Origin of the sequence: Nocardia sp. NPDC059691 (assembly GCF_042733915.1) — a bacterium.
Classification (GTDB): domain Bacteria; phylum Actinomycetota; class Actinomycetes; order Mycobacteriales; family Mycobacteriaceae; genus Nocardia; species Nocardia sichangensis.
The window spans coordinates 32,795-54,441 of sequence record NZ_JBHWFB010000008.1 but is presented as its reverse complement, the minus strand read 5'-3'; the positions used below and the strand labels follow the sequence as shown (position 1 = coordinate 54,441).

Sequence of the window (21,647 nt, the reverse complement as noted above, 5' to 3'; positions counted from 1 at the left end):
CGACGGGCGCGCGGCGCGCCCCTCCGTCGACGAGCGGCGCGGCGACCTCGGCTTTTTCCCGATCGTCCCCTACAGTGTGCAGGTCCGGGCATCGGTCGCGAGCGACCGGTGTCCGGCTGCATTCGGCTTCAGCACACCAGCGTTACTGAACAGCACGTTGTGATGAAGGGGAGTCGACGAAAACCATGCTTCGATTATTCATCGCCACCGCAGCGGCCGCCTTCTGTGTGATCACACCGCAGGCCGCGGCGCAACCGATCTACCCCGCACCGGATCCGGATCCGTTCTACGCCGCTTCGGCGGGACTGGACCACGCCGCGCCGGGCGACGTCCTCGCCGTCCGCCCGATGCCCGCGCTACCGATGTTTCCCGGCTCGACGGTCACGATGATCAAATTCCGCTCCACCAACTCCGCGGGCGAGCCGATCGCGGCCACCACCACCGTGCTGACGCCGCAGAATCCCACTCCCGGTAGGCCACTGCTGTCCTATCAGCACATCATCAACGCACTCGGCACCCAGTGCACGGTGTCGCGCGTGCTCTACACCAGCGACCCCAACCTGTCGATCCGCGAAGCGCCCGCGCTCAATGCCCTCCTGCTGCGCGGCTGGTCGGTCGCTCTCCCCGACCACCTCGGACCCACCAGTGCCTACGGCGCCGCCAAACTCGGCGGCATGATCACGCTGGACGGCATCCGCGCCGCACGGCGGGTCGCCGAACTCGGATTGGCGGACAGCCCGGTCGGCCTGCTCGGCTATTCCGGCGGAGGCATGGCGAGCGCGTGGGCGGCCGCGCTGGCGCCGACCTACGCGCCGGAACTGTCGCTCGTCGGGGTCGCCTCGGGCGGGGTGCCGATGAATCTGGTCAAGATGATCGAGGGCCTCGGCTACGCGCCGCACGCGGTGTTCGGTCTCGCTTTCGCCGCCGCCCTCGGGCTGGAGCGTGAGTACCCGACGCGGCTGCCGGTGAGTGACCAGCTGAATTCGCTCGGCTTGTCGGTCCGCAATCGGATCGCCAACAGTTGCACCAACGACATCCTGCTGGTCGGCGCAGGCCGCGGCATCGTGGACGTCGCGGCCTCGAACTCACTGGCCGACGACAAGCGCGCACGCGAGGTGCTCGAGGAGAACAGCCTGGAACTCTACGAAGACATCCCGGTCACGCCGAGCTACCAATGGCGGGCGGAGCAGGACACTCTCATCCCGGTTGAGTCGGTCGACGCTACGGTTCGGCGGTATTGCGCCGCGGGTGCGCGAGTGCAATACGAGAAATTCCCGAGCCCGGACCATCTGTCCGCCGCGGTGCTCGGCGTGCCGTCCGCGCTCAGTTGGCTGGAAGCGCGCTTCAAAGGTGTTCCCGCGCCGAGTAATTGCTGAGAACGGCCCGGCGGTGGTTCACCGCCGGGCCGGTGACGGGCCGTTCCGCCAAACGGCCACATCGAATCTCGCGGGAGCTAGGCGTCCTTGCCGCTCTCGTACGCGCTCTGCCGGGCCTCGTCGAGATCCGCTTCCGCACGGGCCTTTTCGGCCTCGGCTTCCTTCTGCGCCGCCTCGCGCTGCGATTCGGCCTTGTCCTGCTGTGCGCGACCCTCTTTCTTCAGGTCCTCGTCACCGGTGACGACGCCAGCGGCTTCCTTCGCCTTCCCCTTGGCGTCCTCGACGACACCTTCGACAGCTTCCAGGGGTCCGCTCCGATGCTCGGGCATCACATACCTCCCATTTCCTTGTCGGCTGACATGGGTCGCATACCCGTGTCCGGCAGAGCCAATCACCTTGTGAGCGCTGCCACGGGTCGTCTTCACTCGTTCCCGCGCGACCGCGACGCGAACAGCCGTACGAACCGCTGCCCGGAGCCCGCCAATTCCCGTAGGGATCCGGCCGCTCGGGTCAGCGATCACGCAGAAAGGAAGCGACCGCGAGGGCAAGTGACAACACGAGGGCCGCGACGATACTCCACGCGAAGGCGGACACACTCGGCTCGGCGAGCACAGCAGCGCCGCTGAAGGTGACGGCGAACGGCAACAGCACGAACGAGATCACCGCGATGGTGGTCTGATTGCGGCGATCGCGATCCTCGGACACGCGATGGCGCTCCTCGGCGCGGCGCTGTCGTGCCTGCGCGTCGGCGAGCGCCTCGTCCTCCAGCCGCGCACGGCGCGCTTGCAGGTAACGGGAGATATCGTCGAGGTCGGCGACGACCTGGGCGTAGAGATCGGCCATCCGGTGCTGATTCTGGAAGGCGCGCAGCACCTCCGCGACCTGCACTCCACGCTCGGAAACGTTGTTCCACCACAACCGCGCGCGGATATCGAGGATCTCCGCCTCCAGCGACTCGACCGCCCCCGCGCCGGTGCGGTCGACCCGGATGCCCGCGATCCGATCCGCGATGCGGTGCAAGGCGTTCAATTGCAGTAAGCCGAGCAGAACGGCGTCCAGATGAATCGACCGCACGTAGGCGCGCGCGACGGCGTGGAAATCGGTGGCCTCGGTGGAGGTCAGCGCGGTGTAGGTCACGCCGTCCCGCAGAATCGCCGCGCGCCAATCACTCGAGAGGTGAACGGTGCCTGCGAAGATCCGCGGATCGGCGGGGTCGGGCAAACCGTCCGCCGCCGACGTGCCGGAGGCCAGAAACCACTGCCATCGCTGCATAGGGGACCACGAAGCCAGGGCGGCCGGATCGGGAACCGGCTCCGGTATCCGATCACCCGCCCAGCAGAAGTGAGTGACGACGCGCGGTCGCACCGGCTCGAAAGTCACGTCGTCGACGAGCGCGGACAGCCATCGGCGGCCCTCGCCGCGCACCTTGGTGAGTTCGGACAGCACCTCGACAGCCTGCTGAGGCAGCCGCACGTGCGCGACGGCGTAGCCGCCTTCTTCGTCCAACAGCAATTCCCAGTCGTGGACTACCGCACCTGTCCATTCCGGCGGCTCGCCGCTCGACCGTCTGTGCCAACGGCCGGTGGCCCCGGTGTCCTGCGCGCTGTACAGCGCGTCGTGCACGCGGGCGGAGAAGTACCCGGTCCGAGCGCTGCGGTCGGCAACCACCGATTCACCTGCACGACCCGCCGCCGCTTCGACGGCCGGGATCGGCAACGGGAGGGGACCCGGCGACCAGCCACGAGACGACGGCGTTCGCTCGGCCTTCCAGCGCGCCCGGAATATCAGGCACGCGAATACGTCAGCGGCCACGGCTTCTCCTGCGTCCGGTGATCACAGGACTAATAGCCCTCGACGGAGAACACCTCGGCATACTGCTCCGCCCTCGCCGACAGCGGGGCGTTCTCCAGCACGGTCTTGACGTTGCGCAGCACCTCGATGACGCCTGCCAGCAAGCCGACCTGCAACCTCGTCCACGACTCGGCGTCGTCGTCCGCGAGGACCTTCCGGCCCGTCAACTTGAGGCAGACGGCGCCGAGCAATTCGGCGTCCCGTCCCTCGACGAACGCGTGCCCGTCGGCGTTCCTGAACCGCCGCACCGCGTCCATCCGCCAATCCCGGATCTTGTCGTAGACGCCGTCGATTCCGTACCGGTCCTTCGGTTCCTTGGGTTGCTCGCCTTTGAGCCGCCGGTCCAACGTCTCGCCGAACGCGTGATGGCAATCCATGATCCAGGACGTGAAATCACGCGCACCGTGCAGCGGACGCCCGAGGTGCAGCAGTTTGTTGTGGTGCACATGCCCGAAGAGATCGCTCTCACCGCATCGGCGCGAGAGATCGTTCAACTGGGTCCGCAGATCCAGCGATTCCTCCGAGAGGCTCGCGAGTTTTCCGCTCATTTCGCTGTCGATCCGGCGACCCGCGGGATGGAGTGTGTCGATCGTCGACTGCAGCCTGGCGCCGCCGGGGTCGGACGGTTTGCCGACATGATGCGCGACACCGGTGCCCAGATCCGCGAAGTAGCCGTGGAGTACGTCCACCCCGCCGGTGCGGCTCGGGTCGCCACCACCCACCTGCACCAGTTCCCGCAGCAGCGTGTGGTTCGGAATCACACTGATGTGCGGATCCTGGTGTCCGGCCGGCCGGTTCGTCTGCCACCAGCGCATGAACGTGTCGCGATCGCCGATTCCGACGGCATGAAGGTTGATGTTGAGGAACTCGTGCAATTCCTCCATCAACGAGACCGGATCGGCGATCGCGACCACGGCCTCTCCGGCGGTTTCCTCGCCCTGCTGCTTCCAATCGGCTCCGTCGCTGACCAGAACGATCAACCGGTCGTTGCCCGGCACGCCGTGGCGGTGCAGCAGATCGGACGCGAAGTGCAAGGCCTGCCCGATGTCGGTCGCCGCGTTCTCCGGTCGCAGCAAACCGATGGCGCCCTGGAATTCTCGTAACGTCCGCTCGTCGTCGGGGCCCTGGATCTCGGCCATGGAGCCCGATCTCGGGAAGACGCACATCGACGTAGTGGTGAATTTCACCAAGGCGATGCGGGCCACCCGCCCGGTCACGTGCCGACGGATCTCGACCATGTCCATGAGCGAACGTTTCAGGGCATCCATCCGCGAGATGTAGTTGGATCTCCTGCGCAGCCCGAGCCGGACGACGTCGGCGCGGTCCTCGATATCGTCCCAGCTCATCGAACCACTGCAATCGGCGAGGATCACTATGTCGACCCCGTTGCGATTGCCGGCGAGGAATACGTCCAGTTCGGTCTCGGGGTCGATATAGCAGAGGTCCGTTCGCTCCCGCCCGGAGCGGTCGAAGACCTGCCGCACCCGGAACGACTCGCCGTCGGCGAAGACCCACGCGTCGCCGCTGCCGAGATGGATCTGCTGGCCGACGATGTCCTTCGCATTGCGCAACTGCCTGCTGACGTCGTCGAGACGGTTCTCGGTGAGCGGTTCGAGGACGATCCGAGCGGCGGGCTCGCAGGCCGTCGCGCTCAGGCGCCATCCGTGCTCGTCGAGCACTTCCAGCCGCAGCTCGTCGACCAATTCCGTGCTGACGACGACGCAACCCTCGTCGACGGAAGCCGAGGCGACGATCCGCACCGCAGCCTGCCGGGACGCGTCGGCGCCCACCTCGAGCACGCCCACCCGAGCGTTTTCTCCCCGGCCGCCCACGTCGTCCCGATCCCCGGCGCCGACGGCGACGATGTTGCCGGTGACGAGGCCGTCTCCCCGGGCGACCTGCAATGTGTGCCGCCGACTGTCCCACACGGTCGATGTCATTTCCGCTCCACTTCGACCCTGACACCCAGGTCGTTCGACACCGCTCGCTTCTCCGCGCCGCCGCGACCGATGAACCGGCCCAGGTATTCCGGCTCGACATTGACGAACAGCAAGTTGGACCGCGGCCGGTAGTCCGCGAAACTGATGTGGTTCGCCACCTCGGCGCGGCCACGTGCCCGCAACCATGCGGTGAGCTTGTCGAACAGCTCGCGACCGCGTGCCCCATCTCGCTCGGCAGCGGCCAGATCCTCTTTGCGTATCTTCTCGTGCTCCTGCAACAGACGCCGCATGACGCCGTCGGTGCGGTTGTCGTGCTGGAGTTCGCCGAACATTCGATCGATGGAATGGATTTCCAGTTTGCGGGAACGAGAATTGATGAAGATATGCCGGACGATCGTCAACCGCGGTAGCCGCAGGTATGTGCGCCGGTTATCGGTGCGCGGGCCCCGCCGCCGATTCGCGGTTCCCGCCACGATCTGGAAGACGATCTGACGGTCTTCCAGCGACTTCAACCGCAGCGCGTGCTCCGGGCACAGCCCGAGCCCCCGCTTGTGCGGCCCGAATATCTGCCAGCGATACGCGTGCCTGGCGCATGCCGCGTTTCCGCAAGTCGCGCGTCTGCCGTCGACGACGAACTCACAGGCGATGCTTCCGGTCGAATTGCATCCCCGCGCCGCACAATCCGGAAATTTCTGCCGGAAGCAATCCCGGCAATACGACATGTCCACGCCGCCGGGGTGCCCCACCCGATGCCGGTCACAGAACGCGTTGCGTCCGCGACACAGTTCCCCGTTGCACCAAAACGTGGCCGCCGCTCCGCACGAGCAGGCGGGCCGGTGGCGCGCGCAGGTCGCGGTCATGCGACCTTCGATCACGACGGCATGCTCGTCGCACACCCGGCCCGGCTGATCGCCCTGGTCACAGCCGCTGCACAGGAAGGGTCCGTAGGTGACCACGCCGGCGGCCGAGCAGGTCGTGCACCTGTGCCGAACCGTCGCGGGCTCCAGGACACCTCGTATGGAGAAGACCGTGGTGTCGTCGACCCGGTCGGGAGCGCGCAGTCGATCCTGTATCCACAGCACGCAGGTCTGGTCGTCCCGGAGCGGGACGACGACCTTCTCCGTGGCGCGCAGACTGGCGCCGGCCAGATACTTTTCGACCCGCGTCCACAACTCGCGCAATTCGGCCGCGTCGGTAGGCGGATCGCTGGTCTGGCGGATGTCCAGCACGACGTTGACCGGCCGATTCACGACCGCTCCGCTGCGGTGGAGTTCAAGACGATCATCTCGATGCTGACGCGGCGATCGGTCTTGCGCACGTAGACCTGGTTGGTGATCAATCCGGCGCACACTCCCTTCGGCAGTCTGCGGGCCAGACCCAGCATCGCGTCCACGGCGGCTTTCCGTTCGGCCTCGGCCACGTCGAGCCGCACGCAGACGCGGCCGTGCCGCGACAGCCGACCGCTCAGCTCGTCCGGTATGCCGTCGCCGAGTTCTTCGCGCCCGCCCAGTTCGAGCACGGAGGCGTTCGGTTGCCGAAGCACCCGGCGAACCTCCTTGCCACGACCGAGCCGCGACAGCGCGGGAGCCAGATTTCGCGGCGGGCGACCGGACAGCAGAGCCCGCAGCCGTTCATCCATGTCGCGCTGCTCGGTCAACTCGTCCAACTCGCGGATGATCTCGTCGTCCGACCGACGCGGACGAACGGGCCTGGCGGGCCCTTTACGTCCGTTCGGCGCCGAGCGTCGTGGGGGCCGGGCGGTAAGTCTGGTGCGCCATGCCGCTTCCAAGGTGCCCAGGCTGCCCGGAGCAACCTGCCTGTTGTGCTTGGTCAGCTGGTCGTCGACCAACGCAGCGCGGTCTCTCAGCAGTGCCGCGATCTCATCGCTTCCGATTCGGCGACGGCGGCTCCAGACAGCCAGCAAGTCGTTCTCGGTCTGCGCGTACTCCGGGTGCAGTTTCGCGAGTTCCGGTGCGGAGAGCAAAGGCAGGATCTCGCGCGGCTCGATCTGCATCGCGCGCAGTTCGGCGTCCAGGTCGTCCAGCAGATCGGACACCGAAACGGCCGCCGAGCGGCGAACGGTCGCCTGCTCGCGCGACTTGCGCTGCTCGTCCACCTCGTGCTCGAATTCCCCGCTCATCCCCCTCGCGATGGCGTTCGATCGGTTCCGGTCCAGCATGCGCTGCGGGACGGCGGGCATACGCCGTCCGTCCCGCTGCATCATCCGCGCGCGTACCGCGAGTGCTTGCAGCAATACCGCCTGCGCGACAGCTGAACTCGGAAAGACCTGAGCATCGAGGCATCGGACGCTGACATTCGGGATTCCCAACTCACCGTCACCCACCGGATTCACGTCCATCACAGCGAATCCCGAGACGCGGTCATCACGGCGCAGCGCCTGCTCGACCCGCCGCAAATGCCGAGCGGAAGCGGATGCGATATATCTCGTCGAGACCTGATCCTTCGATTCCGCCAGGCGAAGCGAGCCACGTCCGGCGACACGACCTCCGACGAACAGCGCACGCCCGCTGAGCGCGATGAGTTCGGGAACGTAGCGCCGGATGAGGTTGCTGAGAATTTCGCGTTGCAGATCGTCGGCGATCTCGATGGAATGCCTGTCCGCGCACACTCGGCGATGCGGCGGTACGCCCCAGGAGATGCCCGACGGCAACAGCGACCCACCGGCCTTCCGCGCTCCTTCCGCGACAGCGGAGACCGCCTCCGCCAGGGCGTCGACGACCTCGGCGCGCTGCGTGGGATCACTGACCCAGACCGGCCCCGTGTCGATCCACAGACAACCCGGCCGCTTCGCATCGAAACACACTCGTGGGTACTCCCCGCCGGACGACGCGGTAGACGATCGTCGCAACTTTCGATGCATTTCATCGATATCGTCCGCGACGATAACGTAGCCCTTCAATATTCGATGCCGCAGCGGTGCATTTCTGTAGGCGCTCACGAGCACAGTAATAGACCTCATCACCCCGGCGGTGGTGCGGATATGCACGCCCGCACCACCGATTATACTTCCGAACATGTTGCCGCTGAGCAACTTTGGCGAAGCATGCCCGAAAGAGTGAAATTTTGCCGAGCTCGACGGATATCGAGCAATATCTTGCCGAGTCTTCGCATCCCCCGGCAATGGCGTGCTCCGCGCGTGCGCCGCCGAATCGAATCGCGCACGCTCGCCACCATTCTTCCGGCATGTGTCAGCGCGGAGGTCAGTACCCGGAACGCGGCTCGAAACCGGGGTCGGGAAGGGAGGGCGGCTCCGCGGGCTGCTGCGGCGCGGGTCTGGGCTGCGGCGCGGCGGGCTGCGGCTGCGGGACGCGTACGCCGACAGGGGGCTCGGCCAAGGGTTCCGGCACGTCGGGTTCCGGCAGAGCCGCCTCCGGAACAGAAGCCTCCGGAGGCGCCGAAGCGATCGGCTCCGGAGCGATCGGCGACACCGGCGCGGGCGCCGCGGCGGAAGTCGGACTCGTGGCCGACGTCGACGCTGCCGGTGCGGCGGGCGCCGACTCCGACGGCTGCGCGCATCCGCCGATCGCGAGCGCGACGATGCCCAACGCGAGCGGCAACCGACGGGATTCGGATCGGAGAGCAGGCACGAGGCAACGCTAGTGCCGGCACGGTACCCACGGCAGTCGGCCGTTCGACCGACAGCGGCGGGCGGCGGCCCGACGCGATACTGGAACCTCCTGTGCTGTCGAAAGATTGGGTGTGCGATGAGATCCGTCCGAGGTAGGTCGATGGCCACCGCGGCGCTCGTTGCGATCTCGTTGCTCACCCTGCCCTCCGGCACGACCGCCACGGCCGATCCGGCCGGCGCCGCGACGCTGGTCGTCCTCGGCGACTCGTTCACCGCCACCGCACCCGTCCTCGGCCATGCCGACGACGGGTGCGCTCGGTCACCGAACTCTTGGCCGAACAAACTCGCCACATCGACAAGGCTCTCCGGCACCGCCGGATTCGTAGACGTGTCCTGCAACGGCGGCACGATCGACACCGGGAACGGCTGGACGCTCGTGCATCAGACGCGAAAGGCCCACGCGCAGGGCGCGTTCGGGTCCGATACACGTGCCGTCCTGATCCAAGCGGGCCTGAACGACATCTGGGGCGCGTCGAGCGGGACCGCGTTTCCCTCGACCGACTGCCTCCTCGACATCGTCGAGGGGTGCGGGCTCGACGCGGCGGAGCAGAACCGGCTGCCCGACTACCACGCGGTGACCGGCGCGACCTACGCGGACCGCGTACGCGAGGTCGTCACGTTCGTGCGTTACTACGCCCCGAACGCGCGGGTGGCGCTCGTCGGATACCCGGAGATCTTCCCCCCGGGGCAGCCCGCGGCATGCATGGATCTCGCCGTCGTCGGACGGGTCGTCCAGCCGCGCGCGGAAGGCTACATCGCTTATCTCGATCGCCTGCAGGACGCGCAACGTGCCGCCGCGCAGCTGCTCGGCATCGAGTTCGTCGACGTGCGCGCGATCACCGCGGGGCACGCCAGTTGCTCGGAGGAGCCGTGGATCAGCGGGCTCGCAGGCGCGGACTCGCCGTTCGACGGCGCCCCGGTGCACCCCAACGCGCAGGGCAACGGCGCCGTCGCCGTGCAGGTGCGCCAGCGGTTCGGGCTCTGAGCGCGACGCACGGCACGCCCATGCCGTCCGACTATCGTCCGGCCGTTGAGCTGCCCGCGCTCACCGGCGCGAGGTGGTGGGCGGCTTTCGCCGTCTTCGTCCTGCACGCGTTGGTCTTCATCCCGGCCTATCCGTTCCAGAAGTCGGAGCTGTTCCGCACCATTCACACTTTTGCTCCGATGCAGCAGGGCGCTGCGGGGGTGACCTTCTTCTTCGTGCTCTCCGGCTTCGTCATCTACTGGTCGTTTCGCGAAGGTATGCCGGTGCGGTTGTTCTATCGCCGCCGAATTCTGAAGATCTACCCGACCCATCTGGTCGCCGCGCTGGTGTTCGTGGTCGCGGCAAGCGTCCCGCTCGGCCGTGCGGTGGTGTGGGCGCCGAACGTTCTGCTCGTGCACACCTGGGTGCCCAAGTGGACCACGGTGGGCGGACTCAACGTCCCGTCCTGGTCGCTGTGCGCGGAGTTGCTGTTCTACTTCAGCTTTCCCATGGCCTACCCGATGGTCGCGCGTATTCCGCGACGCGGGCTGTGGTGGGCGGTGGCGGCGCTGCTGGTCGCGATCCTGGCGTTGCACACCGGTTTCTACCTGTGGGCTGACGGCCCCAAGGGCATCGCCAACACCTTCGCGCCGAGGCTGCTGCGCGGCGATGTCTCGCCCGAGTTCGAAATTCACGCCTCACCACAATGGTTCGCGCAGCCCGATATTCCGATCCCGACGTCATATTGGCTCAGTTACCCTTTCCCGGCATCACGACTGCCGGAGTTCTACCTCGGAGTCATCGCCGCCCGTCTCGTCGCCGAAGGTCTCTGGCGCAATACGCGGCTGACCACACCGTTGACAGCGCTGGTCCTCGTCTACGGCGCAACCTGGTTCGTCCCGGTGAACTACAAGATGTCCGCACTGCTGGTGGCGCCGATGACGGCGGTGATAGCCACCTTGGCCGCCAGGGACCTGGCGGGAATCTCCGGCCTCAATGCCAGACGGCCGCTGGTCTGGCTCGGTGACATCTCCTACGCGTTCTACATGATCCAGTTCCCGGTCATGGTGATCGTCACCCGGCTGTTCATCGGCGGGCACCGGTACTCGATCGGCGGCTGGGCGTTGTGGGCGACAGTCGTACTGGTCATATCGATCCTCGCCGCGGCGGCCATCTACCACGGTATGGACCGGCCCATCATGCGACGCTTCGCCGGACGCCCACCTGGTGACCGGCCACGTCGTGCGGCCACCGCTGCGGATCAGCCGCCGATCAGCGTGCGCGCGAAACCGTAGGCGATCTCGTTCGCGGGCCGCCCGCCCGCGGGCCCGTCGCGCAGTGTGCACAACACGATGACGGTGATATCGGTGACCGGGTCATAGCCCATGAACGTCTGGAACCCGGGGATCGCCCCGTCGTGGCCGAGCAACGGCCCGAACGACTCGAGTCCGAGACCGTAGTGGATGTCCGCCGGATCGCTCCGGCTCAACGGAGCCGCGCTGTCGAGGCGCTGCGCCTGGAGCGGGGGCCCGAGCAGGCGGTCGCCACCGACCAGCTCGCGCACGTAGGCAGCCAGATCCCCCGCGGTCGAGATCGCCGCGCCCGCGGCTCCGATCCACGAGGGATCCAGGTTCGTCACGTCGGTCGGCAGTAGTGATCCCGTGCGAGCCGCGGCGAGCTGGTCGTCGGGCAACCGCGGTGACGTGAGCGCGGACTCGTTGGTGCCGTAGAGGTATCCGTGTGGGGACGGCATGGGCAGGGACGCGTCGCCGGGGGCTGGGAACGACGTGTTCGTCAGGCCGAGCGGAACGAAGACGCGATTCGTCAGCAGCGAGCGGATGTCCTCACCGGTGATCTGCTCGAGCACCGAGGCCAACAGGATCGTATTGGTATTCGAATAGCGGAACTCGGCATCGGGGGCGAAATACGGCGGCGACGAGAACCCCAGCCGGAGCAGCTCTTCCGGCTCCCACGTGCGCCCGGGGTCGTCGTCCATCGCTCGTGCGAGCTGAGGTGCTTCGTTATAGCTGAACAACCCGCTGCGCATGTTCAGCAGCTCGGCGATCGTGATGCCGGCACCGTTCGGAACGCCGCGCCGGTACTTCGACACCGGATCATCGAGGGCCAGTCGACCCTCCCCGACCAGCTGCAGCGCGACCGTGCCGACCATCGTCTTGGTGGTGGAACCGACGCGAAAGAAGTCGTCGACGGTCACCGGATCGCTCCGCCCGACCGTTCGCGTGCCGAAAGCCTGTCGCCACACGGTGTCCCGCGTCCGCACGTAGACCACCGCGCCCGGAACGAGGTGCGCGTCGAGCACTCCGCGCACGATGGGCTCCAGCGTGCGACCGAGAGCGGTGGAGTCCCCGGCGCTCCCCGGGTTGTCACGCGCCCCGGGCTCGGAGCCGCCGCCCACGACCACGACGGTGGCGTATGCGACGACGACTGCCACAATGAGCCGCGGCCATCGGCTTTTTCCATGGCGGAAGCTGTGCGTCGCCATCAGTCACCGATCACGGACACTGTGCCGTCCCTGAAGTTCGTGACGTAGACGGTCCGGTTGCCCGGATCGACGACGACACCGTGCGGGCGGCTCCCCACTCGAATCGAGCTGTCGGGCTTTCCGGTCCGGGTGTCGATCAGAGAAACAGCGCTGGCAGTACGCACATCGTCGAGGCCGTGGTCGGTGACGTACACCGTCTTCCGCGGCCCGTCCACCGCCACGCCGACCGGTCCGAGCCCGACCCGCAACGTCGCGGTGACCGCGCGGGTTCGAATGTCGATCACCGATACGGTGCCGTCGGCATGATTGGTGACGTACGCGGTGCGCGTGTCGGAGTCGACCGCCACGCCCCAAGGTTGATTCCCGACATTGATCGTGGCCGCTACGACCGGTAGGGCGGGGTCGATCACCGACACCGTGTGGTCGACGGCGCCGGGCGGACCGGCGTTGGCGACGAAGACGCTGTGCGAACTCGGGTCGACGGCCACGCCGTACGGATGGCTACCGACCCGGATCGTCGCGGTGACCACCCTGGATCGGGTGTCGATCACCGACACCGTGTCGGCCTCGAAATTCGTGACGAAAGCGGTGTGAGAGGCGGAGTCGACGGCGATGCCGTACGGCCCCGCGCCCACGGGGATACTTCCCGCAAAAGACCCATTGCGCGTGTTGATCAGTGACACGGAGGCGCTTCCGGCATTCGTGACATAGGCGAGCCCCGCCGCCGAATCTATGGCGACCGCGGTCGGCTTCACCATTCCCGGTGCCGTAACCACCCCGGTGACATTCGTCTTCGTGTCGATCACCGAGACCGAATTGCCCGCGCTGTTGGTAACGAACAAGTTCGCGCTGGTCGGATCGATCGCGACGCCCCAGGGTTGCGCGCCTACGGCGATCGTGGCGGTCACCGAGGGCGGTCCGGTCGCCACGGCCGCCGCGCGGTTGCCCGCGGCGCTCGGACCGTTGTCGCCGGACATCTTGCCGGCCAGCAAGCCGACGACGACAACAAGGAGAGCGAGCGCGGAGATCACCTTTACCCGAGTCGGGATCCGAGGCGCCCACGGGCCGCGGCCAGCGGGCGGCGGCATGATCACCGGTGGTGCCGATGTGACGATGGCGGGCGCCACCGCTCCGCGCGGCGGTGTGGTCCGTGGCGGAGGCGACGGCGCGCGGGTGGCGGCGTGCGCCGCGGCCTGGGACAGCGCGGGCAACCAGTCCCCCGGCCGGGGCCGCTGCGCCGGTACGGGCGACAGGGCCGCGCCGACAAGTCCCCGCACCGGAGCGGGCACGGCGGCGGGCAGCCGGTTCGGGTCGCGGGTGCTCTGGTCTCCGGCCAGCAGCCGCAGCGCGAGCAACCCGAACTTGTAGGCATCCGATCGCGCGGTCGCCAGTTCCTCTCCGGGATTGACCACCTCGACCTCCCAGTCCGGAGTCTCGACTTGCGCCGAGACCGACCTGGACCGCAGCCGCATGGCATCGCAGTCGATGAAGTACACCTTCCGATCCGGCTGTAACGAGAACAGCAGGTTCTTCGGTGACAGGTCGCCGACCGCGATGTCGTGGCGGTGCAGAATCGTCAGCGCTTCGGCGGCTTCGGCCAGCAACTCGTAGCGGTGCCGGTCGGTCAGCGGAATGCCGCGCCGCGCCAGGAAACCGTCACCGTTGAGCAGATGCTGGAACTCCGCGGTCTTCGACTGCACCGCCGAGGACATGGTCATCTTGATGAAGAACTCGTCCGGAATCGCGGGCATCACGAACCCGGTCACCTGGGCGGAGTTGTCCGCCTCGACCAGCCTGCACGGCCACGCGACCCGGGAGAGCAGGTCCATGCCCTCCGCGAAGGGCAGCGATTCGAGGTAGGCGGGCATCTCCTCCAACACGTCGACCGCCACATTCGCCAGCACGACGGGTTTGTATTCCTTGTACACCACCGCTTTCGCGTACCGCATGCGCGCGCTCGGCGCGCTGAAGACCACCCCTTGACCACCGGCCGCCAGCTTGGTCAACGGGCCGAGCTGACCCACCTTCACTCGCTGCTGCGTCACTGCCGATCCCGTCAGTTCACCCTCGGCCAGATGGCCACCAATGTCCGGTCGTCGTCGAATGTCTCCCGCGAGAAATCCAGGGTGTGCGCGAATTCCAGGTGCGACGGCACCCGCCCGGCGAGCACCGAGGCGAACAACGCCCCGACCTCGCCGTCGCCGCCGCCGAGCGGATCGCCGAATCCGTCGGTGCCGACCAGCAACACCTGGCCAGGCTCGACGGTCACCGAGATGGGCTCGACTTCGTTCGGAACTCTGGGCAGCCCGCTCACCGCGGAGGAGGTCAACCCGGAGTCCGACGACTGCTTGCCGCCGAGTACCGGGACGAAACGCTCGTCCGACAGCAACCAGGCACCGGAGTCGCCGACACCGGCCAGCACCGCGGACAACGCGCCGTCGGCGTCGCTTTCACACACCACACACGTCAGCGTCGTCGCCAGCACCTGCTCGGCCTGCTCGGCATCGGCTTGCGCCAGCGACAGCACAGCGGCGGCGCGCTCGGTCAGCATCCACGCGGTGTTCTGGAACAGCGATTGCCATCCGATGTCGCCGAGCGCCTCCACCGGCTGCTCTTCCAGCCACTGGGTGGCGTAGCGCACGGCGGTGGTCGAGCCGATGTGCGAATACCGCGCCGCGGACACTCCGTCGGCCACCGCGACGATCAGTCGATCACGATCCGGCGCCGCGGTTACCGCGAAATCGTCCTGACGCGGTGCGCCGTTGTATCGGTGCAGGTAACCACGCACCGATGCCGCGCGAATGGTGAACGGTCCGCGTGACCATCCGTCGATCATGGTGTCCGCGCGGTACGGATTCCTGCCGTACTCGGTGCCGATGGCTTTCGCCTCGAACGCGGGTGTGGGGGCGCCGACTACGATCGGCTCGCTCGCCGGGCGGCTCGGAAGGGTGGGTCCGATCGCCTCGTCCGCCGGTGCCGGGTTCACGATGACAGCCGGATCCGCGGGCACCGGATCATCCGGCAAGCGCTTGCCCCGCTTGCTCAGGAAGCCCATCACACCGTGTCCACGGCGAGCGAGACGAAATTATCGGGTTTCTCCACTTGCAGCGTCGCCTGTCCCGTCGCCAACGCCTGGCCCGAATTGATCACCGACTGCGTCAGCGCAGTGATGAATTTCGAGATCGCGACGCCGGTGTCGGTGCCGGCCGCGGTGATGAACGCGTACTGCGGATTTGTCGCCACCCGCCGGATCACATCGGCGTCGGCCTGGCCGATGCCGAACGCCAGAATGTTCGGCCGGGCCGCGAAACTCGTCAGCCGCGCGTGCTCGGCCTCCCAGCCCTCGCCAGGATTCGGCGCACCGTCGGTGAGGAAGAACACGGCGGGCCGATTGACCAGGTAGCCGGCGGACTTCAGCGCGGCGATGTCGCGCGGTATCCGGTTGGTCAATTCGGCGAACGCCGCCGCGAACGACGTCGAACCGCGCGCCCGCAGTTCCGGCATGGCTTCCAGATTCCGCAGATCGGTCGGTTCCAGATGACAGACCGCGGTATCGGAGAACCCGAGCACACAGAAACGCACCTTCGCCGCGGCCATGGATTCGCCCTGCAAGGTGTCGAGCAAGCTGGACAGGCCCGCGTTCAGATCCGCCACATCGTCGACCATCGAATACGATTCGTCCGCGACGAAATATACCGGAAGAATTGTCGCCTTCGGTTCACTCATCAGGTGCCACTCCCTTTCACCCTGCCACCCGGGCGTGCCAATGCTACCGGCGCAGGCGGTGATTCACTGTCGACCGTTCGACCGACAAATCCCTGCGCCCCAATGGTTTTTCCTCCGCGCCACCCGAATCGCCGGCGTCAGCGCATTTCCACTCCGCGATATCCACGTCACCACGCCGCCGTTTGCCCGACTGCCCGCCGACGCCGTGGTCACAGGTCGTCGATGCCGATCAGCGCGTCCTGCAATGCGCGGGCCACGAGAGCGGCTTTCGTCGGCGCGGGCCGGCCGACCGCGGCGTACTTGTCCCTGATCCGGGCCAGGTGGGTGTTCACAGTTCCCAGCGAGATATACAGCCGCCGAGCGACTTCCACCTTCGAGTCCGACGCTATCCACGCCAGCAGTACCTCGATCTCCCTGCTGCTCAGCGCCGGACGCTCCCGCGACGCCAATGTCGGGGGCCGCGGATCGTCTCTGTGATCGAACGTGACACTCATGAACCATTTCCTTTACAAGAATTCATCGCACGCGCCTACCGCCGACCGAACAGATCACGCACACATACCCGCACGAGGGCAACGGTGGCGACGAAGAGCGCGAAAAAGATCAACGCACGCGAGAGATCGCCGGAATTCCCGGATTCGGCCGTGTACGCGGACTGGCCATAGACGAAGAAGCCCACGTCGAGTAACAGCAATCCCGCGAGCACGTACCACGTCCAGACGCGTCGGCGGGGGCCTTGGTGAATATTGATGTTCTGCCGACCGCCGTTGTTGGCGTAGATGCTGCTGCCGTTGTTGGCCTGATTGATCTGATTGTTCGTGTTGGGATTGTTGTTCGGTCCCGGCGACGGGTGCATCGTCATCTCCTGTGATGGCCGCCCAGCCAGATGTTCTGGGTTCCGTTCTGATTGGCGTGCACGACACTGCCGTCCTTCGCCACGTTGATCTGATTGTTCTGCGTGCCCTGCTGCGCCGCGCGGTCCGGCCCGTCCGGCCGGATGTCGGCCCCCGGAGCAAGGTGCCGGAGCAGACCGCGGACGTCTTCCTCGACCGTTCGGTACCGAATATGCCAGTATTGCGATTGCGATAGCGCGCGGATATCCGCCGGAAGCTGGTCCGGGCTCGGCAACGACGTGTCGTCCAGCAGAACGGGGACGACCGGTATCCCGCGCGCGAACGCGGTAACGAGTTCCATACGCACCCAGTCGCGATCGTCATCGATGCGACGGAGTCCGCGTTCGTCACGTGCGTCGAGCCAATACGAGCCGATCACCGACACCATCGTGTCGCATTCCTCGAGTGCACGGCGGATCCTGCGCGCGTACAACCTACCCAGGGCCAGCGAATCCACGTCCCGGAAGACACGCGCCCTGCCGAGGTGTCGTGCCATCTGCTTCGATATCTCGTTGACCGCGTAGACGCTGTCAACGATGCGGTAGTTCAGGAATATTTCCATCAGTTGACCCAATTCTCGAGGACGATTTACCGAGCGCAGTGTGCTGCGCGATTGCGAATAGATGCCGCGGATGACGGAGCGATTTGGATGAACCGACCAGTTCGTTGCACCCCCGAGTAACATCCTTCGGATGCCTCACGGTCGCGAATCTCGTCCTCGAGCGAAACACCACGGTTTTCAGAGAACAGTCTGCACCCGGACCGAACTCTGAGCGACTCGAACAGCAAACGTTCGGTCATATATCCGACCGCGTGTATCCCCTGACCGCCGGATCGAAAGGTTCTGGTTGGTTTATTTCCCCATTATGGTCGACTCGCCCTCCCGGCCGGCGCCAAATGTGCTGGGTGTTCGCATAAGCCGAGCGCCGTGCCGATTCACCGTAGGTCGGCACAGTCCTACCACCGTGGCCGCAACGCATCGAAGCGGCGTTCTCGTCCTCATCATTTGCCCCCGCGGCGTTTTCCTACCTCCGGGCCGCGAACTGCGGCTCGCTCTTCAGCATTCAGCGAGCAGACGGCCGGCGACAGTGGTTGTCCGTTGCCGTTCGCAGCGGCAACGGACAACCGATCACTCAACGCTTGGCAAGGACCGACATCAGCGCCGGTTGGATGTCGAGCAGCGCGGCATGTCGGCGGTAACGGCCCACCGTACGGGCGAAATCGAGGAGATCCGCGCGGATCGTCACCGAGTCCACCGCGCTGATGACGTCGAGCAACGGCGCGATCAACGCGCACGCCCGATCCAGGTCGCCGAGCGCGGCGTACACCAACGCCCGCCGGGTGCCGAACCGCGCCCGGTCACGGTCGGACTGCTGCGGATTCCGCGACATCGCTCGGTCGAACAGTACGGCGGCGTCCTCGAGGTTGCCCAGATCGTAGTGACACCAGGCCTCGATGAGGACAGAGCGCTCGTGCAGGGCCGAGGGCCCCAGCTCGTTCTCCCCAGTGCGATGTGCGGCGTCGTAAAGGTTTGCGGCTTCGTCCAGCGCTCGCATGGAATTCGAGTGGTCCAAGCCGATGGCATAGCCCTGCGCCGCCCCCAGCGCGGCCAGCCAGCGGATCCGGGGATGGACGGCGTGGTCGGCGAGCACTTGCTCGGTGAGATCGGTCGTCTCGGCGGAATCGCCGCGATACAGACTCAGCACCGCCCTGCGGACGAGCGCGTAGCTGACCATGTGCTCGTCGCTGACAGCGGAAGCGTGGTCGACCGCCCGCGTCGTCCACCACAGCGCGCCGCGCTCGTCGCCGCATTCCTGGGCCATCCAGCCGGCGAATTCCGCGGTACGGGCGGCGTGCAGCAGAAGTTGCCTGCGTAGCTCACCGGCACTGCGCAGAGCGGACGCGGCCGCGGCATGTTCGTGTATCACCGCCATGGGGAAAACGAGGCTGGGACTGCTGGTCCGGCCGAGGCGTTTGATCTCCTCGAACAGCGCGCTCAAGCCGGGTAACGAGGCGGCGGAGCTGGTGGCTGTCGCGGGGAACGCGGTTACCGGCGGCACGCCGAAGTCCCCGATCCGGAACACACCGGACCCGTCCGCGTGCAATCGAACGTTCCACTCGGCATCCGAGGAGCCGCCGACGTCGATATCGAGATCCAGGTCCGGCTGTGCCGCCGACGGCGCCAGCACCAGCAGGTCGCCTCCCGCGGACAGGACCGCGTCGCAGGCGCGCGCCAGCGCCGAGGACGGCGACTTCTGCCCGTTCTCGACCCTGCTCAGATGACTCCTGCTGTAGTGCACGAGTTCGGCGAGTTTACCCAGGGCCAGCCCCTGTTCGAGTCGACGCTTGCGCAGTTCTCGACCGAATTCAGCACTTGCCATAAGTATTACCTCGGAATCCGTTGCCAGCCGGAAATTCTCGCGCGCGAAGAATTTTCGGCGAACCTGCAACCGCCCCTATGAACCAGGGCCGACCGAACACCACACCCCTTGTCGCTGCGAGTGTACCCCCGCGACTCCGTACCGTCAGCGCATCCAACCGCTGGGCGGGCGGCTGCGCCATCGCTGTGCCGTACTCTGGCGATTCGGCGCCGAGTCACGCCGAATCAGCCTATGCCAGCCGGGAATTGGGGACAGGATGGATACGGATCATCGCATCAAGCACCTCGAGATGTCGCAGTCGATCATCGCGCGATTGAGCCAGCAGTCGTTCACGGTGCGCGGATGGTCGGTGACCCTCGTCTCCGTGATATTCGCGCTACTCACCACACAGGCCCGGCAAGGATCGGGCCTGATATTGCTGGCGCTGGCGCCGGCCTGGATCTTCTGGGGTCTCGACGGTTACTACCTGAGTCTGGAACGCCGTTACCGGGAACTGTTCGCATCCGCCGCGCGGCAACTACGTGAGCCGCTGGCATCCGGGCCGCTCCCGTTCGACATGATTCCCGATTCCGACCGACCCGCACGCGATTTCGCGCGCGCGATCGTCACTCCGAGCGTGGCCGCGATTCCCGTGGTCTTGACCGCGCTGATCATCGGCTACCGGGTAGTCGCGGTCGTCGGCGGTTGAGCGGCGTCGTCCGGACATTCCCGCCACCAGTGCCGATGTAGGAGCGTACGGCGAAGCCCCTGGCGCTGGATGCGTCCAGGGGCTTCCGTATCGAAGCGGTTCAGCGCTTGGTCAGTTCGGGAGCCGTGGTCTCCGATCCCTCGACGGACTTCGCCGGGGCTGCTTCTTCGTGCGCGGCGGCCCGGTTCGGCAGCAGCACCGCCATGACGATCACGATCAGCGCCAACGCAGCCGAGACGAGGAAAGCCAGGCGCATGCCGTCGAGATGGGCGGCGACGAGGTCGCTTCCCCCGGCGGCGAGCGACGTGGCGCGCGCCGACATCACCGTCACCACGAGAGCGGTGCCGAACGCCGCGGCGACTTGCTGCAAGGTGCCGAGCATGGAGCTGCCGTGCGAGTACAGATGCTGCGGCAGCGCACCGAGACCCAGGGTGAACACCGGGGTGAACGCCGCCGCCAGCGACACCATCAGCAGGATGTGCAGGGCCAGCAACTGCCAGTACGGCATGGTCATCGAGATCTGGGTGAAGCCTGCCAGCGCTACGGCGATTCCGATCGACCCCGGGATCACCAGCAAGCGACCGCCGAACCGGTCGAACAGGCGACCGACGGTCGGCCCGAGCAGACCCATCGCCAATCCGCCCGGCATCACCAGCAAGCCGGTGGCCAACGGGCTGAGGCCACGCAGGTTCTGCAGGTACAGCGGCAGCAGAATCATCGACCCGAGCATGGCCATGAACGCCACCGACATCAGGATCAGCGCCTTGGTGTAGGTGGCCGACAGCAGGACGCGCAGATCGAGCAGCGGGGTACCGGTGCGCTGCAAGCGCAACTGCCGCCACACGAACAGGGCGATCAGCGCCGAGCCCACGGCGACGATGCCGAGCGGGCCCGCGAAGTCGTCGCTTTCGAACCGGCTGAGCCCGAACACCAGTCCGCCGAACCCGAGCGCCGCCAGCGCCACGCTGGCCACATCGATCTGCCCGGCTTGCGGTTCACCGACGTTCTCCAGCTGCCGCAGCCCCAGCCAAGTGATCACACCCGCGATCGGCAGCACCAGCACGAAAAGCCAACGCCACGAGGCGATTTGCAGAACACCGCCGGAGATCACCGGCCCCATCGCGGGCGCAACCGAAATCGCCAGGGTGACATTGCCCATCACCCTGCCGCGGTCGTGCTCGGCCACCACCGTCATCAGAGTGGTCATCAGCAGCGGCATCATCACAGCGGTGCCGAAGGCCTGCACGATCCGGCCGAGTAGCAGCACCGCGAACGACGGCGCGACCGCCGACAACGCGGTACCGGCCAGGAAGACGCCCATCGCCGCGGCATACGCCTGCCGGGTCGACACGCGCTGCAGGAACCAGCCGGTGGTCGGGATGACCGCCGCCATCGTCAGCATGAACGCCGTCGACACCCACTGCGCCGCCCGGTCGGTGATCGCCAGATCCGCCATCAGGCGCGGAATCGCGTTGATCATGATGGTCTCGTTCAGGATCACCACGAAGGTAGCGAGTACCAGCACCCGAATGACGGTCGGTGTCCGCCCTCCCGAGGCTGGAACGGATGGTGCGGCGGACATCGGATACCTCCGGAGGCATGGGTCGTTGACAGAACATGTGGCCCTTCGCCGAGTCACCGGATCGCGTCCCGGCGCCACAGCTGTAGAGACGGTG

The 21,647-nt window shown here is 66.7% G+C and carries 19 protein-coding genes; 4 read left to right on the top strand and 15 right to left on the bottom strand.

Annotated features, from left to right (window positions below):
* The first annotated feature begins 185 nt into the window (after nucleotides 1-185).
* Nucleotides 186-1,376 carry a lipase family protein gene (locus ACFV2O_RS18780; RefSeq protein WP_379252898.1) on the top strand — a complete coding sequence of 397 codons (1,191 nt, stop codon included), beginning with the start codon at nucleotides 186-188 and terminating at the stop codon, nucleotides 1,374-1,376.
* 77 nt (nucleotides 1,377-1,453) lie between these two features.
* On the opposite strand, the gene ACFV2O_RS18775 is transcribed toward ACFV2O_RS18780, so the two are convergent.
* From ACFV2O_RS18775 to ACFV2O_RS18750, 6 genes are all read right to left on the bottom strand, one after another.
* Nucleotides 1,454-1,705, bottom strand: coding sequence for a CsbD family protein (locus tag ACFV2O_RS18775; protein ID WP_039804891.1), 252 nt, complete (start codon nucleotides 1,703-1,705; stop codon nucleotides 1,454-1,456).
* 181 nt (nucleotides 1,706-1,886) lie between these two features.
* Nucleotides 1,887-3,188 (bottom strand): hypothetical protein, encoded by a 1,302-nt coding sequence (locus ACFV2O_RS18770; RefSeq protein ID WP_379252897.1) that lies wholly within the window; start codon nucleotides 3,186-3,188, stop codon nucleotides 1,887-1,889.
* Nucleotides 3,189-3,217: 29 nt separating this feature from the next.
* Nucleotides 3,218-5,167, bottom strand: a complete 1,950-nt coding sequence (locus tag ACFV2O_RS18765) for a vWA domain-containing protein (protein ID WP_379252896.1) — start codon at nucleotides 5,165-5,167, stop codon at nucleotides 3,218-3,220.
* A complete protein-coding gene (locus tag ACFV2O_RS18760; RefSeq protein WP_379252895.1) occupies nucleotides 5,164-6,417 on the bottom strand; it encodes a KH domain-containing protein in 1,254 nt (417 codons plus the stop codon). Before ACFV2O_RS18760 ends, ACFV2O_RS18765 begins: the two co-directional genes overlap by 4 nt.
* Nucleotides 6,414-8,219: a hypothetical protein gene (locus tag ACFV2O_RS18755; protein WP_379252894.1), complete on the bottom strand. Its 1,806-nt coding sequence runs from the start codon at nucleotides 8,217-8,219 to the stop codon at nucleotides 6,414-6,416. Before ACFV2O_RS18755 ends, ACFV2O_RS18760 begins: the two co-directional genes overlap by 4 nt.
* A gap of 169 nt (nucleotides 8,220-8,388) precedes the next feature.
* Nucleotides 8,389-8,775, bottom strand: a complete 387-nt coding sequence (locus ACFV2O_RS18750) for a hypothetical protein (protein WP_379252893.1) — start codon at nucleotides 8,773-8,775, stop codon at nucleotides 8,389-8,391.
* A gap of 141 nt (nucleotides 8,776-8,916) precedes the next feature.
* Between ACFV2O_RS18750 and ACFV2O_RS18745 the strand changes: the two genes are divergently transcribed.
* Together ACFV2O_RS18745 and ACFV2O_RS18740 are read left to right on the top strand one after the other, a co-directional pair.
* Complete coding sequence (locus tag ACFV2O_RS18745) at nucleotides 8,917-9,801, top strand: SGNH/GDSL hydrolase family protein (protein ID WP_379252892.1); 885 nt, start codon at nucleotides 8,917-8,919, stop codon at nucleotides 9,799-9,801.
* A 20-nt stretch (nucleotides 9,802-9,821) separates the two neighbouring features.
* Nucleotides 9,822-11,075 carry an acyltransferase family protein gene (locus ACFV2O_RS18740; RefSeq protein ID WP_379252891.1) on the top strand — a complete coding sequence of 418 codons (1,254 nt, stop codon included), beginning with the start codon at nucleotides 9,822-9,824 and terminating at the stop codon, nucleotides 11,073-11,075.
* Here ACFV2O_RS18740 and ACFV2O_RS18735 read toward each other — a convergent pair.
* The 8 genes from ACFV2O_RS18735 to ACFV2O_RS18700 form a co-directional block, all read right to left on the bottom strand.
* Nucleotides 11,042-12,232 (bottom strand): serine hydrolase domain-containing protein, encoded by a 1,191-nt coding sequence (locus tag ACFV2O_RS18735; protein WP_379252890.1) that lies wholly within the window; start codon nucleotides 12,230-12,232, stop codon nucleotides 11,042-11,044. The two genes, ACFV2O_RS18740 and ACFV2O_RS18735, sit on opposite strands and share 34 nt — an antisense overlap.
* A gap of 50 nt (nucleotides 12,233-12,282) precedes the next feature.
* On the bottom strand, nucleotides 12,283-14,328 hold the full coding sequence (locus tag ACFV2O_RS18730) for a hypothetical protein (protein WP_379252889.1): 2,046 nt from the start codon (nucleotides 14,326-14,328) through the stop codon (nucleotides 12,283-12,285).
* A gap of 11 nt (nucleotides 14,329-14,339) precedes the next feature.
* Nucleotides 14,340-15,338: a protein phosphatase 2C domain-containing protein gene (locus tag ACFV2O_RS18725; protein ID WP_379253111.1), complete on the bottom strand. Its 999-nt coding sequence runs from the start codon at nucleotides 15,336-15,338 to the stop codon at nucleotides 14,340-14,342.
* Nucleotides 15,338-16,009, bottom strand: a complete 672-nt coding sequence (locus ACFV2O_RS18720; RefSeq protein WP_379252888.1) for a VWA domain-containing protein — start codon at nucleotides 16,007-16,009, stop codon at nucleotides 15,338-15,340. Before ACFV2O_RS18720 ends, ACFV2O_RS18725 begins: the two co-directional genes overlap by 1 nt.
* Before the next feature lie 209 nt (nucleotides 16,010-16,218).
* Complete coding sequence (locus tag ACFV2O_RS18715; protein WP_355072539.1) at nucleotides 16,219-16,503, bottom strand: helix-turn-helix transcriptional regulator; 285 nt, start codon at nucleotides 16,501-16,503, stop codon at nucleotides 16,219-16,221.
* A gap of 35 nt (nucleotides 16,504-16,538) precedes the next feature.
* Nucleotides 16,539-16,865, bottom strand: coding sequence for a hypothetical protein (locus tag ACFV2O_RS18710; protein ID WP_355072537.1), 327 nt, complete (start codon nucleotides 16,863-16,865; stop codon nucleotides 16,539-16,541).
* Between the two features lie 2 nt (nucleotides 16,866-16,867).
* Nucleotides 16,868-17,464 carry a TIR domain-containing protein gene (locus ACFV2O_RS18705; protein ID WP_379252887.1) on the bottom strand — a complete coding sequence of 199 codons (597 nt, stop codon included), beginning with the start codon at nucleotides 17,462-17,464 and terminating at the stop codon, nucleotides 16,868-16,870.
* A 571-nt stretch (nucleotides 17,465-18,035) separates the two neighbouring features.
* Complete coding sequence (locus ACFV2O_RS18700) at nucleotides 18,036-19,283, bottom strand: helix-turn-helix domain-containing protein (protein WP_379252886.1); 1,248 nt, start codon at nucleotides 19,281-19,283, stop codon at nucleotides 18,036-18,038.
* Between the two features lie 256 nt (nucleotides 19,284-19,539).
* Here ACFV2O_RS18700 and ACFV2O_RS18695 point away from each other — a divergent pair, with 256 nt between their 5' ends.
* Nucleotides 19,540-19,971: a hypothetical protein gene (locus tag ACFV2O_RS18695; protein ID WP_379252885.1), complete on the top strand. Its 432-nt coding sequence runs from the start codon at nucleotides 19,540-19,542 to the stop codon at nucleotides 19,969-19,971.
* A 100-nt stretch (nucleotides 19,972-20,071) separates the two neighbouring features.
* On the opposite strand, the gene ACFV2O_RS18690 is transcribed toward ACFV2O_RS18695, so the two are convergent.
* Nucleotides 20,072-21,553, bottom strand: a complete 1,482-nt coding sequence (locus tag ACFV2O_RS18690) for an MDR family MFS transporter (RefSeq protein WP_379252884.1) — start codon at nucleotides 21,551-21,553, stop codon at nucleotides 20,072-20,074.
* Between the last annotated feature and the right edge of the window lie 94 nt (nucleotides 21,554-21,647).